Raw genomic sequence first — 16950 nt, forward strand, 5'->3', positions numbered from 1 at the left:
CCTTTGAGGGGTAGTGTGAGAATAAAAAGCGGTTGGCAGACTGATCAATGTGTCTTAAGACACAAGCAAGTACCATGCCCTTACAGGGCGAAAGCAAACCACCCGTTTGACGGGTGGTTTTGATTTAAGTAATCGAAAGATGAACCTTTTTGACCAGTAGAAGAGTATGCTGTAGTATCTGTTAGTGAAAGAAGATAATTAAATTTTATTGGTTCAGAATTTTTTTCAAGATAAATCTTGTATTTTCCAGCTTTTAGTTTTTTTCTGAGCGAAAGAGTTAAATTTTTGCTAGATTTTGAATACAAAATCTTGTTTGCATTCAAATCTTCTATTACGAATTTAAAAGTGTTATCGTCATTTACAGAGGCTATTTTAAATTCCAATAATTTATCTACTGCAAAATCAAAAGTGTGTTCTTTGGGAAAAAATTCTTTAGTAGTTGAATTGCCACTTCTGATGTATGAACCAGAAGAATTATAAATGTTGCCATTTGTTTGAGTACTAGAAAATGGGGAAAATAAAATCAGACCTAGGCAGATAAAGAATAATACAGAAATTATGATGCTATTTATAAGTTTTTTCATAGAAACCTCCTAATATGATAACTCGTAACGAGAAATTAATTTGAGACTTAATACATTAGATAAAGCAGCTATTACTATTATCAAAGAAATTGTTGCAATTTTATTTTCACCCCATAATATGAAGTTAAGAATATATACTTTGCTTAATGTAAATACAATAAAAATGGTTAATATAGTTGTAATTGAGTAAATCAATTTATTTCTAAAAAAAGCTAAAACTGAACAAAGAGATGTACTCGCAACAAAATACATTATGATTGATAAAATTATAAGTTTTTCTAGAGTATTGTCAAAAGTATTCCAATTCAATCCTATTGTATTTGGTAGAACTGATGAAATATTTGAAATTAGAATACTAATAGATATATATACAATGGAAAAACTAATACTCAAAAAGACAAGATAATGTGTCATTTCTTTGAAAGAATCTATGCGAGACTTGTCAAATAAGATATCTAGTCTTAACTTTTGATGAATGCACAAAAAACTAGAAAAAGCCAATGTAAATATAAAATACAGACCTATAAAATAAAAGGCGATAGTAGTTGTATTTGAGCTATTGTATGAGCTGAAACTACTTACTTGGCCAATGAATCCTAACAAAGTTAAAGCAAAAATTAGCAAATAATAGTATTTGAATTGGGAAAAAAGTTTCTTCATATTAGTCATGATTTAAATCCTCCTCGGTAATAGCGATAAATAACTCATCAAGTTTTAGTTTAGAGATTTCACAATTGTGACTTTTAAAGTAGTTTCTATCTTCAGTGGATAATTCATCATATATTTTTATATCACATTGACTTCCGAAACAAGAAGAGTTAAGAACGTTGTAGTTTTTGTATAGTCTAGCTGATATTTTTTCAGGTACTATAATTCTAAGCGCTTTAGAATCAAGTTCATCTCTAGATGTATGAAAAGCTATTTTACCTTTGTCTATAATCAATATTTCTTCAAGATAATTTTCAAACTCTTGTATATAGTGACTCGAAAGGATTATTGTTCTAGGATGCTCGATATAACTATCTAGCATTTCATCTAAAAGTAATTTTCTAGTAGGAATATCGCAAGAAACAAAGGTTTCATCAAAAAGAGTCAATTGAGCATAGCTGCAAAGTCCTATTATGAAATTAAACAAACCGCTTTGACCTTTCGATAGAGACATGTATTTTACATTTAAGTTTAGATTGAATTTTTCAAGTAATTTTCTAGCATAAATTTCATCAAAATTACAATAACAATCGCTAGCTATTTTTATAATATGCTCAAGTTTGAAATTCGAAAAGATTGGTTCGAAATCATTTGACAAAGAGATACTTGTATTTTTTTCGGACAAATTTTCTATGTGACCTTGAGTCGGGAAAATATGCTTGGCAAGTATTTTCAAAAGGGTAGTTTTACCTGATCCATTTTTGCCCACTAATCCAATTATTTTATTTTGATTTATACTTATTGAAATATTATTTAATGCTAGGCTGTTTTTTTCTTGTGAATCATATTTTTTGGAAATATTATTTAGTTTCAACGTTAAAGCCCTCCTTTACTTAGCACCATTTTTTATTAATTGGATAACATCGTGTTTACTTAAGCCTATTTTTTTAGCTTCTAGCAACATGTTTTCAATAAAATTACTATAGAATTGATTGCTTTTTTCTTGTAAAATTATTTCTTTTGCATTTTGATATACGAACATTCCAACACCTCTTTTTTTGTATATTATGTTTTTATCAATTAGAATAGTTAATCCTTTGCGTGCAGTCGCTGGATTTATAGAAAATAATTTTGCGAGTTGGTTAGTTGAGTAAACTTTTGAGTCTGCTTGCAATTCATCAGAAAGTATTTGATCTTCTATTAATTTAGCTATTTGCTCATAGATAGGTACGTTTGAATTTGTATTAATATGCACTAGTCATACACCTCACTTATACTATTTTTTGATACAATTCATAAATTACGATAATTTGAGCTAGTTAGTTGGTTGTGTGACTAACCAACTAAGGATATTTTAGCAACTTGAGGGATTTATGTCAAGGATTTATTTAAAAATAATGACTTGAAAATATTGCTACAAAGCTCGATTAAGGGTAAAATATATAGTAACGCTTATTATTAAATAGTAATAGAAACTAGAAAGGCTGAGAATTTAAATGAAATCAAATAGGAATAACAAAAATAATAATAAAAAGAATGATAATTTTAAAGATAGAGGCAAAGGTAGATATCATAGGAAAAGCAAATCGAATGTTAGGATTAAAAGTTACAGTGTTGATGCTCAAATAACTAGCATCAATAAGTCCGGTAAAGCAGTATTTGAGTATAAGGGAAGTGTTTTTGAAGTTCCATATTTGCTTCCAGGAGAAAAAGCCTTACTAGAACTTAAAGAAGGACCTAGATATACTGAAGTAAGAACTAAAAAACTAAAAAAAGAATCGCAAGATAGAGTAAAACCTGCATGCAGACACTTTAAGGAATGTGGAGGTTGCCACTTGCAACACATGAATTACGAGGCGCAACTTAAATTTAAACAGGATCAAGTGAAAAATCTGATGAGTTCTTATGGAAAAGTCAATGAAATAATTGGAATGGAAAATCCATATGATTATAGAAATAAAGTTCATTCAACATTTAAAACTGAAAAAAAAGGATCTATTATTTCAGGTATATATAAGCCGTATAGTCATGATATAGTGCCAATAGATAGATGTGTTATACAAAATCCAAAGGCTGATGAACTTATAATGAGTATTAGAAAAATTGCCAAGAAATGTAAGCTGAAACCGTATAATGAAGACTTGGAAAAGGGATTTTTGAGGCATGTATTGATTAGGACTGGATATAATACTGGAGAAATAATGGTAGTGCTTGTAGTTACAAAAAAAATATTTCCATCAAAAACTAAATTTATTGCTGAATTGAAAAAAGCACATCCAGAAGTAGATACTTTGATAATGAATTTGAATAGTAGAAAAACAAGTGTGGTGCTTGGTGGATGGGAGAAAGTGTTATATGGTAAAGGGTATATAGAAGATATACTTTGTGGAAAGAAATTCCAATTATCGGCACGATCATTTTATCAAATAAACCCAATTCAGACTGAAAAGCTTTACAATAAAGCCATAGAAATGGCTGAATTAAAGGGCAATGAGGTGGTTCTTGATACTTACTGCGGGATAGGGACTATAGGAATAATTGCTAGTGATAAGGCAAAGAAAGTTATAGGCGTCGAGGTAAATCATCAAGCTGTGAAAAATGCAAAGAATAATGCAAAAATTAATGAATGTTCCAATATAGAGTTTTATGAAAGAGATGCTACTGATTTCATGAAAGCAGCAGCTAAAGATGATTTTGATATAGATGTTTTATTCATGGATCCTCCAAGAGAAGGAAGTAACGAACATTTCTTAGGTGCTGCAGTTAAATTATCTCCAAGAACAATAGTATATATTTCTTGCAATCCTGAAACGCAAGCTAGGGATTTGAAATATCTTGTTAAGGATTATGAGGTTAGAGAAATTCAACCAGTAGATTTATTTCCACAAACGCATCATAGCGAGTGTATAGTGAAACTAGTTAGAAAAGGTTTGTAAAATTTTGATTTCTGAATTTGGAATGGTGATATTATGAGTTTAGTATCTAGAGTAAAATATGACAATAGAATTAATAAAATGAATTTTGAAATAGTTAAATTATCAAATTTTTTTAGAACGAGACCATCTAAGCTCATAGAGACAGATTTTCGATTAGATTTTTGGATGTTGATGTATATTACTGAAGGCGAAGGTATTCATTATATCAATTTCAAAGAATATAGATATAAAGCTGGAGATTTGATCCTTTTAAGTAAAAATCAAATTCACAGTTTTAGAACGGATTATGAGGTAAAAGGCTATATGATAAATGTAAATGAACCATTTTTTTTCGAGGGTGAAGATGGATGTAATTTTAGCATAATGTCATTTTTTGAAGTACCATACGAAAAGCCGATATTAGAGCTTGATATTTCAAATGAATCAACTAGCAGGCGTTTGATAGAGCTTATTTACAGAGAATATAATAATGCTAGTGGCATAGAAGTTAATCTAATAAAATCATTATTTTTGAGTTTTGTGTATAGCATTAGGCGGGAAAATAGAGAATATATTAATGAGATAAATGAGAATCATTACAAAATTTATTATAGATTTAAGCAATTAGTAGAAGAGCATTTTATAGAGATTAAGTCAGTAGGGGATTATGCACAACTTATGAAATTGAGCCGAAAAACTATAAATTTAGCTTGTAGAAAAAGTGTTGATTTATCTGCAAAGGAAGTTATAATTAATAGAATTATATTGGAAATAAAGAGACTGTTATCGCAGAAGAAATTATTGAACTATGAAATTAGTTATGAGTTGGGATTTGATGAACCGTCAAACCTAGCAGGATTTTTTAAGCGAAATACAGGGATGTCTATGAATGAATTCAGAAAAACAATTGGATAGTGATTGATTAGAGATGCTTAGGCATCTCTTTTTTTGAGTATGCAATGTTCCATTTTTATAATAAATTTTAGAATTATTACATTCATAGATATAGCTTTAACTGCTAAAATTAAGTGTGTCAAATAGATAATGCGTTTAAGGAGGAGTAATGTGGGAAAAAAATTAAGTTTGTTTTTAATAATAATGTGCCTGTTTGTAGTAAGTGGATGTAGGAATAGTGAGAAAGCAAGTGATGTTCTTAGAGTTGGGATGGATTTGAAATATCCGCCGTTTATGTATATGGATGATAGTGGAGAACCAGTTGGTTTGGAAGTAGATATAGCAAAAGCTTTTGGTCAATATCTAGATAAAGAGATTGAAATAATTAATACTGATTTTTCTATGTTAATACCATCATTGGAGACGGGAGAAACAGATATATTGATTAGCGATATATCTGTTAATGAAGAGCGAAAGCAAAAAGTTGCGTTTACAAAACCCTATAGGTATGGGAAAACGTTAGCTTTGGTGAATAGAGAATATTACGAAAAACATGAAGTATCGGATGATATGGATGCTCAATCATTTTTCGATTTAAATGATATGCGAGCTATAGGTTTATCAGGAACTATTTCAGTAAGTATACCTAGAAAATATGGAGTAGGCGTAGTAGAAATAACAGAGATAGCTTCGGGATTGATGGAAATCAATAGCGGAACTTCAAATGTTCTAGTAGGTAGTTATAAAGTATTTGGAGATCATGCTGCAAATGAAAAAACGACAGAGATATATTCGGGAATAAAGGATTACTCTATGTCAGCATTTGCAATTAGAAAAGAAGATGATTATTTGAGAGAAAGGGCAAATGAATTTATAGATAAAATGTATGATAAAGGAGGGTTATATGAGCAGCTTAAAGAAAAATATGATGGACCAATCGATGATTACTTGGAGGCTAAAGGATTGGGATTGGAATATATCATCACGAAACCAGAATAATGTAAAATTGAAAAGAGAATATTTGCATAAATTTTTGGCTTTTTCTATTATTGCAATTAGTTTTGTAGCTATAATAATAAATGCTACGGAGAATATGAATTATGGATTGATTCTAAAAAATTATAGGGCGCTTTTCACAGCTTTTGTAATGACATTGGGGGTTAGTCTAATAACATTGGTATTAAGTATGATAAGCGGATTTGTATTTTATATATGCATGATAAGTGAGAATAAATTCATAAAATCATTTACAAACATGTTAAAGGAAATAGTAATGGGAACCCCACTTCTAGTAATGATATTTTTGGTAGTATATGTATTTGGAATAAAGGTGAATTTCCATAACAAATTGGTGCTCGGAATAGTTGCACTCTCAGCATATATGAGCCCATATATTGCTAATTCATATAAAACCGCAATAGCAGTAATAGACGATAGCCAATATAAGGTTATGAATTTGTATAATTTTAGTTTATATCAGAGGTATAGGTTTATAATAGTTCCTCAAATAGTGAGACCGTTGATACCATCTATGCTAAATAATCTATCGAGTATAATTAAAGGATCGGCATTGTTAAAAATAGTATCTGTTTCTGAGATTTCATATACAATTACTGTTATTTCCAATGAAAATTATGCGGTGGTGGAGGGATACTTAATAATGTGGATTATGTACTTGATGATAACTATACCACTTTCAATGTTAGCAAAAAATATTGGAAGGAGGTATGAAATTTGAATATTGAGATGAAACACGTTAAAAAATACTATGATGAGAGATTGATATTAAAGGAAATTAATCTGTCTATAATGAATTCAAAAAGTATAGGTATAATTGGAGAATCGGGTTGTGGCAAATCAACACTTTTGCGACAATTAGCAGGAATGGAAAAAGTAGATAGTGGATGTTTGACTGTAAACAACAATGACATGAGAATTAATGATTTAAAGGAATACCAAGAGAAAATAGGTTATGTATTTCAAAATCATAGCTTGTTTCCTCATATGAGTGTTAGGGAAAACATAATGGTTATACTACACGAAATAAAGGGATGGAGCTTAAGCGAATCGGAAATTAGATGTAGAGAAGTGATAAGACAATTTAAACTTGTTGATATTGAAAATCAGATACCCAAAAAGATTTCAGGTGGACAGGCTCAAAGAGCTTCTATTGCTAGAGCGATTTCAGCGTATCCAGAATTGATTTTTTTGGATGAACCAACGGCAGCATTAGATCCATTGCTTACAAAAGAAGTCTTAGAAGCTATAAAAATACTCAAGAATAGCGGAACTGATTTTGTTTTTGTTACACACGAAATGGATTTTTTGATGCAATGTGCTGATTATTTTGTTTTTATGGATGATGGTGAAATTATAGAACATGGGCCGATAGAGAATATAAAAAATCCTAGCACAAAAAAGTTGTATGAATTTATGAATAGATGAATTAGGGAGGTTTTTTTTATGGAAATTAGAAATATATTTGAAAAATTTGAGGAAAATGCTGCTTATACTTTTGCGACCATCAACGGGGATTATCCAGAAACTAGGATAGCTCATTTCTTGATGTATGATGACAATGGTCTTTATTTCCAAACTATGAAAGTAAAGCCTTTTTACAAGCAATTGAAAAAAACTTCGAAAGTTTCTGTTTGTTCGCTAGTTTCTGAGCAAGGGGCAGTATCACATGATGAAGATGGTTTGCCTGATTTCGCGCCGGGCTATTTTATAAAGCTTAGTGGTGATTGTAAGGAAATTGAAATTGATGAGCTAGTTTCTAAAGCTCAAAAAGATAAAAGGTTTTTGCCTCTAGTAAAAGATATTCAAAGGTATCCTACGATGACGACTTTTGTTGTTCATAGCTTTTCAGGAGAAGTATTTGATTATGATTTTGAAAAGAAGAAGAGAGACCACAAAATTTATAGAGAAAGATTCGCTTTTGGAGGAGCAGAAATTATACCTTCAGGATTTTTCATAGAGGACTCGTGTGTAGGATGTGGTTTGTGTAAAAATATTTGTAGTTTTAATGCTATAGTGGCGGGCAAAAAATATTTTATAGATGGCAATAAATGTGATGAGTGTGGAATGTGTTACGTTATATGTCCTAAGAATTCTATATGTGCTAAGAATAATTTATCAGAAAAGGAAAAAGAATACATTAAAAGTCAAATAGAAATAAATTAATAGAGTTATAAAAACAACAAATAGCGTATTTAATTGACTAAAATCTCAGAAAATTATATAATAGAAATATAAAAGTTAAGCTGTCAAAAGTGCTGTCAAGAATTTTGACAGCTTAATTTATCTTGAGAAGAAATAATATATTGAATATAAATTGTATGAGAAAGTGGTGATTTGTTTGAGTATAAAATCATCTATTGTTAGGCTTTTAGTTGGTGTTGTTTTTGTGCTTTTGATGATATTTAATTTTAAATTTGAAGGCATAGAACCTACAATTGATGGAAAACATGTTGTTGGAGAAAATGTAAAACCAATTATTGTAGTTGGAGATGATATTGCTTATCCGCCTTATAGTTTTTTAGGTGAAGATGGTGATCCATCGGGATTTAGCATAGAACTAGTTGGTGCTGCTCTTGAGGCTATGGGGTATCAAGCAGAAATAAGATTAGCTGAATGGAGTGAAACTGTAGATGCGCTTGATTCAGGGGAAATCGATTTAATAGCAGGGATGTTTCAATCAGAGGAAAGAAGGGAAAAGTATTATTTTTCTGTGCAGCACAGTTTGTCAAAAGGTGATGTTTTTGCGCTTAAGGGAGAAACTATAAAAGATTTAGAATCATTGAGAGGTCAAGTAGTAGCAGTTCAAAAAGATGATATTGTTCACGAATTTTTATTAAAGCAAGATTTGGATATAAGTTTTTTAGAGGCAAGTAATCCAGAAGAGGCTCTTGAATATTTGCAAAGTGGTAATGCAAAATATGCTGCCATATCAAAATCGCCGGGGCATTACTATATAGATAAGAATAGCTACAGAGATATCAGAGCAAGTGATTTGAAGTTGGCACCTAATGAATTTTCTGTTGCCGTTAAAAAAGAGAATGAAAATATAATGCATATAGTTAATGCTGGATTAAGAGTGTTGAAAGAAAATGGCAAGTATCAAGAAATCTATGATAAATGGTTAGGGATATATGAACCTATTGATTATAAAGATTTGATATTAAAGTATGGATGGGGTCTGGTTTTAATAGGTGTAGTGATACTTGTATTAATGTTTTGGTCGGCGACGTTAAATCACAGAGTTAGAGAGCGTACTAGAGAATTAGAAAAAAGCAAGAATGAACTGTGGGAAACAAATCAGGAATTAGAAGCGGCTATGGGGCAGCTTTCTGCTACTGAAGGGGAACTGAGGTATCAGTATGATTTGTTGATAGAGAAGCAAAAAGAGCTAAAACAAAGTGAGGCAAGAAATCAGGCTTTATTTAGGATAATGCCAGATATGATTTTTATATTCAACGAATATGGTAATTTTATAGAATATAAGGGTGAAGAAGCGCAGACACTTTTGAAAAAAGAACAATTTATAGGGAAAAATATTGAAGATATAATGGAAAAAGATATTGCGATTAAGGCTATAGATAAGATAAATGAAACGATTAAAAGTAAAGAACTTCAAAAATATTATTATTCTATGGAATATGAAGGCCAAACGTTACATTTTGAATCTAGAATGGTTCCGTATCAAGATAATCTAGTAATGGCTGTTGTTAGAAATGTTACATTAGAAACGGAAAATAAAGAGTATATTGAATATTTGAGCTATCATGATCAGTTGACGGGACTGTATAATAGACGTTTCTTTGAAGAGGAATTAGAAAGATTGGATAGAAGAGAGAATTATCCACTTTGTCTTATTATGGCCGATGCAAATGGATTGAAGCTTGTAAATGACTCATTTGGTCATAAAGTTGGAGATCAATTGCTCATCAAAGTTTCTGAAGTATTAAAAGAATTACTACCCGAAGAGAGAATTGCTAGAATTGGTGGCGATGAGTTTTTAATTATGATACCAAACTTAGATGAAATACAAGCTGAAAAATTGATTGACGAAATAAGAAAGCGATGTCAAAGTGAAAAAATTGGTGCAGTTGATATTTCAATATCATTTGGTTGGGCAGCTAAAGTGGATGAAGAAGAAGATATCCACGAAGTATTTAATAAGGCTGAGAATTACATGTATAAGAAAAAGCTATATGAAGGACCAAGTATGAGAGGCCGGACTATAAGTGCAATTGTAAATACTTTACATGAGAAGAATCTAAGAGAAGCTATGCATTCTAAAAGAGTGTCAAAATATTGCGTTGAGTTCGCTAAGATATTGAAATTATCTCATAGAGAGATAAAGGAAATGGAAACAGCAGGGCTTATGCACGATATTGGTAAAATAGCAGTTGATGAGGCTGTTTTGAACAAACCGGGGAAGTTAGATGAAGAAGAATATGAAGAGATAAAAAAACATCCTGAAATAGGCTATAGAATACTTAGCACTGTAAATGATATGGCAGATATGGCAGAGATAGCTTTTTCACATCATGAAAAGTGGGATGGAACGGGTTATCCTAGAGGACTAAAAGGAAAGGAAATTCCATATAATGCTCGGATGGTGGCTATAGTGGATGCATTTGATGCTATGACGAGTGAGAGGACTTATAAAAAAGCAATGACTGAAGAGGAAGCAGGAGCAGAAATATTGAGATGTGCAGGGACGCAATTTGATCCTATATTAGCTCAAATTTTTGTTGAAAAAGTATTGAAACAACGTGTTGATGAAGAATAAAGAAAAGCTGTCTCAATAAATATTTATTGAGACAGCTTTTTTTATTTTTGTCGTTGTTTTGCTCTAAAGTCTTCTTGTAATTGGTGAAGACGCTGAGTCCCTGTAATTCTTGCTTGCGCAGCTTCTTGCTGTATGCGTTTGGTTTCATCTATACCTTCTAATATTGTAGCCCAGCTTTTTTCTAGAGTTTCTATTTGTACTGATGAGCTAGATGCAAGTTGTGCAGTCATTTTTGATTGTGCTGCTGTGTTTTGTGCATTTCTAAGCAATAATTCATTTGTCTTATCATCTAAGGCTTGCATGGCTTTTGCTTGAACAGCTTGACGTTTAAGTGCTATAGCTTGATTTAGACATTGCTTGAATATAGGAAGTGTGATGATGAAGGCAGAGTTTATTTTTCTTACCAAATTATAATTTCCTTTTTGAATCATTTTTATTTGAGGCATAGTTTGTAGAGAGACTGTTTTAGCTAGTTCTAAGTCGTATATACGTTGATCAAGCATTTCTTCAACTTGTAAAGCATTATTGTAATTTATAGTATCTAGTTGCTGTCCAGAGGATGTAGCTTTTTGCTCAAGCGCTGGAAGAATGTTAGATCTAAAATCATCAAGAATATTTTGGCCAGCCAATATATATTTTGTCAAAATTTCAAAGTATTCACCATTTTTTTCAAACATTTGATCAAGCATAGCATTGGCAGTGTTGATTTCATTTTCATAAGATTTTAGTTGTACATAAACTTTATCTACTTCTCCACCCATAGTATTGTATTTTGCAAATAGAGCCTCAATCATATTTTTTGATTTATTGAATATTTTATCCATCAATGAGGGCTTTTTATCTTCGAAATCTTTGATGTCAAATTTATCCATTATTTTATTTAACTGAACTAAAAGAGCTCCGGAATCTTCAACTTTTGTAGTTTCCATAGTCGATAAGATTTGGTCTGAAAACTTCGAGATTTCATTTGCTGTTTCGTGACCAAACTGCAATATAGAATTTGGATCGCGTGTGTCAATTTGTCTTGCTAGAGCTTGAATTTCTGGAGAATTTTTTAATTGTGCTTGTAGATTTTCTTCAGTTTTTACAAGATCTAGTTCGAAAGTTTCTTCATTATTTGTATTAGTTGTCATAGTCATGGTTAAAAACCCCTTTCATAAAATCAGTAATTTATTTAAATTTGAATAGATTATTCCAAAAACCTTTATTTGATTTTGATGATGAAAATCGATTTAAATTTGGCAGTTCAAGATTAAATTGTTTCCTTGGTAGCTTGAAAACATTATAGTAATTTTGATCTATAAATTTCTCAAAATTATTATACCCAGTAGGAGTGAAGACACATATGTCAAAGCCAAAAAGATATAGAAAGCTCATTATTATTGCATCGCTTTCAGAAAACGTTATTTCATCAGGATCATATATTAGTAATTTTGGAACATTTGCAGGATAATCAAATGTTTGTATAAGGTGAAGCAGCTCTTGATCCATATTAAATATAGTATAAACTATTTTAAGAGATAAATATTTGCTATCTTTGTTTAATAGTATGTTCTCATGAATCAAGAGATTTATTTTATCAAATATTTGTTTTTGTAATGCATCGCTAAAATGTTCAAATGGATACATAGAATGAGATTTTAGTTTGTCAAAAGAAAGCGAAGAATGGCCTTCAAATGCTAAATCTATACTCGACAATTTTGCTGTGTCAAAGCTGATATTACTAAATGGGAGCTTTGAGTACAATTTTACTTGGGGAGCCTTATTTAATAAGCTTATTAAGTCCCAGTACGAGTTTAAATCATCTGGTGTTCCACTTATTTTTGTAAATAAGTTTGGAATATAGACAGTTTCCTTTTCTACTTTGAAACCCGCCCGAATTCTAGCTTCTTCATTCCAAAGTAATAAAACTTCATCATAAGTTGTTTTTAATGTAAGTGGCATAGTTTTGTATGACTCAAATTGCCAAGGTTTATACACTCCATCTTGATCATTATACACGACTTGCGCAATTTCTTCTGATGCTTGATAGGCTACGGTTTCGTGCTGAAGTAGACTTTCTGTTTCAGGAAATGGTTCAAGTGCAGACACTTTGTCTAAAACACAGATTGAACTAAAATCATTATCAGGATCAATATTTTCAAATATTTCATCGCTAAATGAGTTTATATAAACTATATCTACTCCTAAATTGAACAAAAATACTAAGTAATAAGCCTCGTGTTTTTTTATATCTCCATAGTATAAAATTACAGGAGGATATTCCTTTTCAAGAGAATACGAAGAAAGCAAAGTATTATAATGATCAATCAACCATCCTGTAGATTTTAAAAGTATGTTTTTTACTTTTGATATAGGACATTTTTGTTCTTTATTTACGATCAGTTCTAATATATTTTTTAAAGAAATGTAGCTCTGATTTTGTAATTGTGAATCTTTAATAAAATCGAAAAAATTGATTCCAGCAAGAGATTCTACAAAATCAGATAGATTAGTATTATCCAAAAAATTAAAAGAGCTCCAAAGCTGTGAAGTTTTTTTATTTAGCTCAGGATGAGATGATACAGGTAGTGTGCTCGTAAATTTAATATACCTAGAATTAGATTTTAATTTTTCGTCAAAATGATAGAGCTTATTGTTATATTGCTTTTTATTTGAATCAGAACCAATATATCTAACAAAGTAAATTGGTAGTATAGGAGACGGAAGACCGGCATAACCCGCTCTGTTTTTTAGTGGCTCCAATAGTTCATCTAAGCTACCATCAAATTTTTTGCTTTTCACAATATATCCTGAATCTAATTTTTTCTTTTTTATAGCAGATAAGATAGTACTATTACTATTAACATTATTCTCATTATTAGCAGAACTATTCCTAATATGGCTACTATTATTGTTACTACTATTAATACCATTACTGCTATTTATATTGGTTTTATGGGTAGAAGTTACATTTTTTTGTCTTCGATTTAAATCAGAAGTTGAAACATTCTTTTGTGGTAGTGGTGATTTAAAATTAAAAGCCAATGCATCAAACCCTAAACTTGAAAGAAACATTAAAAAATATTCTTCATGTAGGCTTAAGTCTCCAAAGTGAAAAATTTTAGGTAATTGGTGACTTGAATCTAATGTATTTAGATTGAGATTTAAATTAGCTATTTTATATGTTTTGTACCAATATATCAATTTTACAGCTAAGTTTACTATTGCATTTTTATTAATTTTAGATTCGCTTAGTTGATATTTAGATAATGTATTTATAAATGAGTTTACGAAAATATTTATATTTGAAATTTGTAATTGCTCAGAATTATTTATCTCAACTACTAGCTGATTAAAGTCCAAATTTAGGGTATTTAAGTTTTGTGGCAAATTTGATAAATGCTTTTTTACTGATTGAATTAATGTTTGCGATGGTTTGAATTCTAATTTTCCATCGATTATTAAAAAAGAAATTTTTTGCCTTTCTAATTTTTCAAGAACCTGCTTTGTTTTTGCTATAGTGTCAGATGTAGAAGTGCTGTCAGATTTTTGATTATAGCAAATAGTTGAGAGAAACAGCTCTTGGGTATTATTAGAGAAGTTAGGTCTCCGAATAGTTGGAATGAATAAATCGGCATATATATTTCTTGTTTCAAATATTTTTGTGTGTAAATTTATTTTATTATTCATAGTATCTGCTCCTAAATTACTATTTATTATTAAATTATGCATTTCGTTGTCTAAATTATATCACAAGTTTTTCTAAAATGTTTTGAAATTGAAAGCGAAATTTAAATCTTAAGAGAATTTTAATAATAATATAGTGAATTTTTAAGAGTTAATTGATATAATTAATATAGACTATTGCAAAATGAGGAGGATGCATATGTTTCAATTTAAAATACAACAAGAATTAACGTGTATTGCGGAAGGTAAAGGTGAATTTTTTGCTAGAGCCGGAGCAATGATTGGTTATAAAGGGCAATTTACAGCAGAAAAGGTTCTTCTAGATCCTAATCAAAACAAAAATGTTTTAGGTTCACTTATGAATTTAGCTGCTAGAAAGTTGACTGGAGAGAATATTCCGATAATGAAAGTTTCAGGAAGTGGTTCATACTATATGGCGCATAGAGCTAATCATGTAAGTATTATCACATTAAACAAGGGACAATCATTAGGAGTTGAAGCAGAAAATTTGTTAGCTTTTACAACAAATTGTGATTATAAAGTAAGATTTTTAGGATCTGGGGTTATTTCGCAAAAAGGTCTTTTTACAACTAACATGACAGGAAAAGAAGATGGTGCGCAGGTTGTTATAACTACAAATGGTAATCCGTTAGTATTAGAAACACCATGTGTTGTTGATCCTGATGCAGTTGTTTGCTGGACTGGAGCGGATCCTAGCTTTAGAACTGATATGAATTGGAAAACCTTTATAGGGCAAAGCTCTGGTGAAAGTTATTTTATGGAGTTTAATAGTCCTGGGGAAATAGTAATAGTTCAGCCATCGGAGCGCTATGGTGGTATAGATATTAGCGTAGATTAGGGGCGATGACTATGAAAATTAAAGTAGAATCTGGAAAGCGAGAAGGATTTCAATTTCATAATTCTAAAATATCTGTTGTGGGTTCAGAAGGTATATTTCATGATGGGCATATAGATTTGACAAATGGTTCAAAACCAAGTGTAAGTCAAAGTGTACAGGCTCAAAATAATACAGTAATTAATCAGACGAGTGGAAATGTAGAAAAGACTGCAGATATAAAACAGTTTGAATCTAATAGTCCGAAGCTTAAATCAGGACAGAAATTGCAGCTAGATTTGGTAGGCTTATCTGGTGAACTTAACTTAGGTGTAGCATGGAGATTTAAAGGTGCACCTTTTGAAATTGATTTATCAATGTTTTTGTCCAATGAGATGGGGAAAACAGAGGAAAATAATTTTTACTTTTATGGAAATAAGAAAGCTCCAAATGGATCAGTATCGTTGGATGATGTTATAGGCAATGTAGATAAGAGTTATTTTCATACTGTTGCTGGTCTGAATTTAAATAGAATAGATCCTTCTATTACTAAAATATCTGTAACTGCTACACTCTACGATGAAAATAAGAATTTTGGAGAACTTGAATCAGGCTATTTATATTTTCTAGATAAAAATGGCAAAGATTATTTGAGTTATGAATTTATAAATGGAATGACTTCAGAAAATGCCATTGTTATATGTGAGATATACAAACATAATGGAAATTGGAAAATTAATGGAATTGGAAGAGGTTTCTTCGGTGGTTTAGAAGCATTGTGTGGAAATTTTGGAATAGAAACAACTTAAAAAGATAAAACATAAATAAAAATGAGAAGGTGACTAAGTGTTTGATTTTATTAACAACATATTTATAGCAATACCGGTTATTATATTCATGTCTTGGGTGGTCAGTGTAGCTTCAGACAAATTAGGAGATGTACTACATGTTTTGGGAATAAAGCTAAGAATTCCTTCAACAGTAAGAGGAGCTACGTTCGATGCCATTGCATCATCATTCCCTGAATTTGCTACAGCGATGATTGCAGTTCTTATTTATAAAGAGTTTGCAGATGTTGGTGTACCTACTATAGCAGGTTCTGGTATATTTAACGTATTGCTTATACCAATGGCTAGTATATTAGCATTTAAAGGCGTATTAGCACTTAAAGTTCAAAAGCAAAATGTTTATAGAGACATGTTTTTCTATTTGTTGTCACTGGTAGTTTTAGGAGTGTCAATGTATACTGGGCAATTTAATTTTACAACGGGATTGTTGTTAGTTGCTGTCTATGTAGGATATATTTTGTTTCTACACAAACAAACTCTTGCGCATAGAAAAAAATTAGAAGAGCAAGAAGATGATGATGACGATGAAGAAGTAGAAGATTTAAGTTATCCTCAAATTATATTTTGGATTGTAGTAACGATGGCAGCTGTTTGGGTTAGTGTAGATGCTATAATTGCATCAACTGGTGTTGTAGCAGAATTCTTGTCTATACCTAAGTTTATTACATCTGTAATAATAATCGCAGCAGCAACTTCTATTCCGGATACATTTTTATCTATAAAATCAGCTAAGCGTGGCGATGCTGATGGAGCTATAGCG

General features: G+C 30.8%; 16 protein-coding genes. 11 read left to right on the plus strand and 5 right to left on the minus strand.

Annotated elements, in window-relative coordinates:
• Nucleotides 1-80: 80 nt before the first annotated feature.
• Complete coding sequence (locus N4A40_11920; protein MCT4662562.1) at nucleotides 81-584, minus strand: hypothetical protein; 504 nt, start codon at nucleotides 582-584, stop codon at nucleotides 81-83.
• 253 nt (nucleotides 585-837) lie between these two features.
• On the opposite strand from N4A40_11920, the gene N4A40_11925 reads away from it, so the two are divergent.
• The gene (locus N4A40_11925) at nucleotides 838-990 is read left to right on the plus strand and encodes a hypothetical protein (protein ID MCT4662563.1); all 153 of its coding nucleotides are present in this window, start codon (nucleotides 838-840) and stop codon (nucleotides 988-990) included.
• Nucleotides 991-1245: 255 nt separating this feature from the next.
• On the opposite strand, the gene N4A40_11930 is transcribed toward N4A40_11925, so the two are convergent.
• Together N4A40_11930 and N4A40_11935 are read right to left on the minus strand one after the other, a co-directional pair.
• Complete coding sequence (locus tag N4A40_11930; GenBank protein ID MCT4662564.1) at nucleotides 1246-2106, minus strand: ATP-binding cassette domain-containing protein; 861 nt, start codon at nucleotides 2104-2106, stop codon at nucleotides 1246-1248.
• Between the two features lie 15 nt (nucleotides 2107-2121).
• Entirely contained in the window at nucleotides 2122-2487 is a 366-nt protein-coding gene (locus tag N4A40_11935) for a GntR family transcriptional regulator (protein ID MCT4662565.1), read from the minus strand.
• A 241-nt stretch (nucleotides 2488-2728) separates the two neighbouring features.
• Here N4A40_11935 and rlmD point away from each other — a divergent pair, with 241 nt between their 5' ends.
• The 7 genes from rlmD (at nucleotide 2729) to N4A40_11970 (ending at nucleotide 10838) form a co-directional block, all read left to right on the plus strand.
• Nucleotides 2729-4168 carry a 23S rRNA (uracil(1939)-C(5))-methyltransferase RlmD gene (gene rlmD / locus N4A40_11940; protein ID MCT4662566.1) on the plus strand — a complete coding sequence of 480 codons (1440 nt, stop codon included), beginning with the start codon at nucleotides 2729-2731 and terminating at the stop codon, nucleotides 4166-4168.
• 33 nt (nucleotides 4169-4201) lie between these two features.
• The gene (locus tag N4A40_11945; GenBank protein MCT4662567.1) at nucleotides 4202-5062 is read left to right on the plus strand and encodes a helix-turn-helix transcriptional regulator; all 861 of its coding nucleotides are present in this window, start codon (nucleotides 4202-4204) and stop codon (nucleotides 5060-5062) included.
• A 150-nt stretch (nucleotides 5063-5212) separates the two neighbouring features.
• Nucleotides 5213-6040: a transporter substrate-binding domain-containing protein gene (locus N4A40_11950; GenBank protein ID MCT4662568.1), complete on the plus strand. Its 828-nt coding sequence runs from the start codon at nucleotides 5213-5215 to the stop codon at nucleotides 6038-6040.
• Nucleotides 5946-6779, plus strand: a complete 834-nt coding sequence (locus tag N4A40_11955; GenBank protein MCT4662569.1) for an ABC transporter permease subunit — start codon at nucleotides 5946-5948, stop codon at nucleotides 6777-6779. The genes N4A40_11950 and N4A40_11955 overlap by 95 nt, the downstream gene beginning before the upstream one ends.
• Nucleotides 6776-7486 (plus strand): ATP-binding cassette domain-containing protein, encoded by a 711-nt coding sequence (locus N4A40_11960; protein MCT4662570.1) that lies wholly within the window; start codon nucleotides 6776-6778, stop codon nucleotides 7484-7486. Before N4A40_11955 ends, N4A40_11960 begins: the two co-directional genes overlap by 4 nt.
• An 18-nt stretch (nucleotides 7487-7504) precedes the next feature.
• The gene (locus tag N4A40_11965; protein MCT4662571.1) at nucleotides 7505-8224 is read left to right on the plus strand and encodes a 4Fe-4S binding protein; all 720 of its coding nucleotides are present in this window, start codon (nucleotides 7505-7507) and stop codon (nucleotides 8222-8224) included.
• Nucleotides 8225-8399: 175 nt separating this feature from the next.
• Nucleotides 8400-10838, plus strand: a complete 2439-nt coding sequence (locus N4A40_11970; GenBank protein ID MCT4662572.1) for a transporter substrate-binding domain-containing protein — start codon at nucleotides 8400-8402, stop codon at nucleotides 10836-10838.
• 41 nt (nucleotides 10839-10879) lie between these two features.
• On the opposite strand, the gene N4A40_11975 is transcribed toward N4A40_11970, so the two are convergent.
• Both N4A40_11975 and N4A40_11980 read right to left on the minus strand, forming a co-directional pair.
• On the minus strand, nucleotides 10880-11977 hold the full coding sequence (locus N4A40_11975) for a toxic anion resistance protein (GenBank protein MCT4662573.1): 1098 nt from the start codon (nucleotides 11975-11977) through the stop codon (nucleotides 10880-10882).
• Nucleotides 11978-12008: 31 nt separating this feature from the next.
• Complete coding sequence (locus N4A40_11980; protein MCT4662574.1) at nucleotides 12009-14510, minus strand: YceG family protein; 2502 nt, start codon at nucleotides 14508-14510, stop codon at nucleotides 12009-12011.
• A 196-nt stretch (nucleotides 14511-14706) separates the two neighbouring features.
• Here N4A40_11980 and N4A40_11985 point away from each other — a divergent pair, with 196 nt between their 5' ends.
• From N4A40_11985 to N4A40_11995, 3 genes are all read left to right on the plus strand, one after another.
• Nucleotides 14707-15366, plus strand: coding sequence for an AIM24 family protein (locus N4A40_11985; protein MCT4662575.1), 660 nt, complete (start codon nucleotides 14707-14709; stop codon nucleotides 15364-15366).
• An 11-nt stretch (nucleotides 15367-15377) separates the two neighbouring features.
• Nucleotides 15378-16151, plus strand: a complete 774-nt coding sequence (locus N4A40_11990; protein ID MCT4662576.1) for a TerD family protein — start codon at nucleotides 15378-15380, stop codon at nucleotides 16149-16151.
• Between the two features lie 37 nt (nucleotides 16152-16188).
• Nucleotides 16189-16950: hypothetical protein (locus N4A40_11995; GenBank protein MCT4662577.1), on the plus strand; the 762-nt coding region annotated here is incomplete at its 3' end.

This window comes from Tissierellales bacterium, assembly GCA_025210965.1.
Classification (GTDB): domain Bacteria; phylum Bacillota; class Clostridia; order Tissierellales; family JAOAQY01; genus JAOAQY01.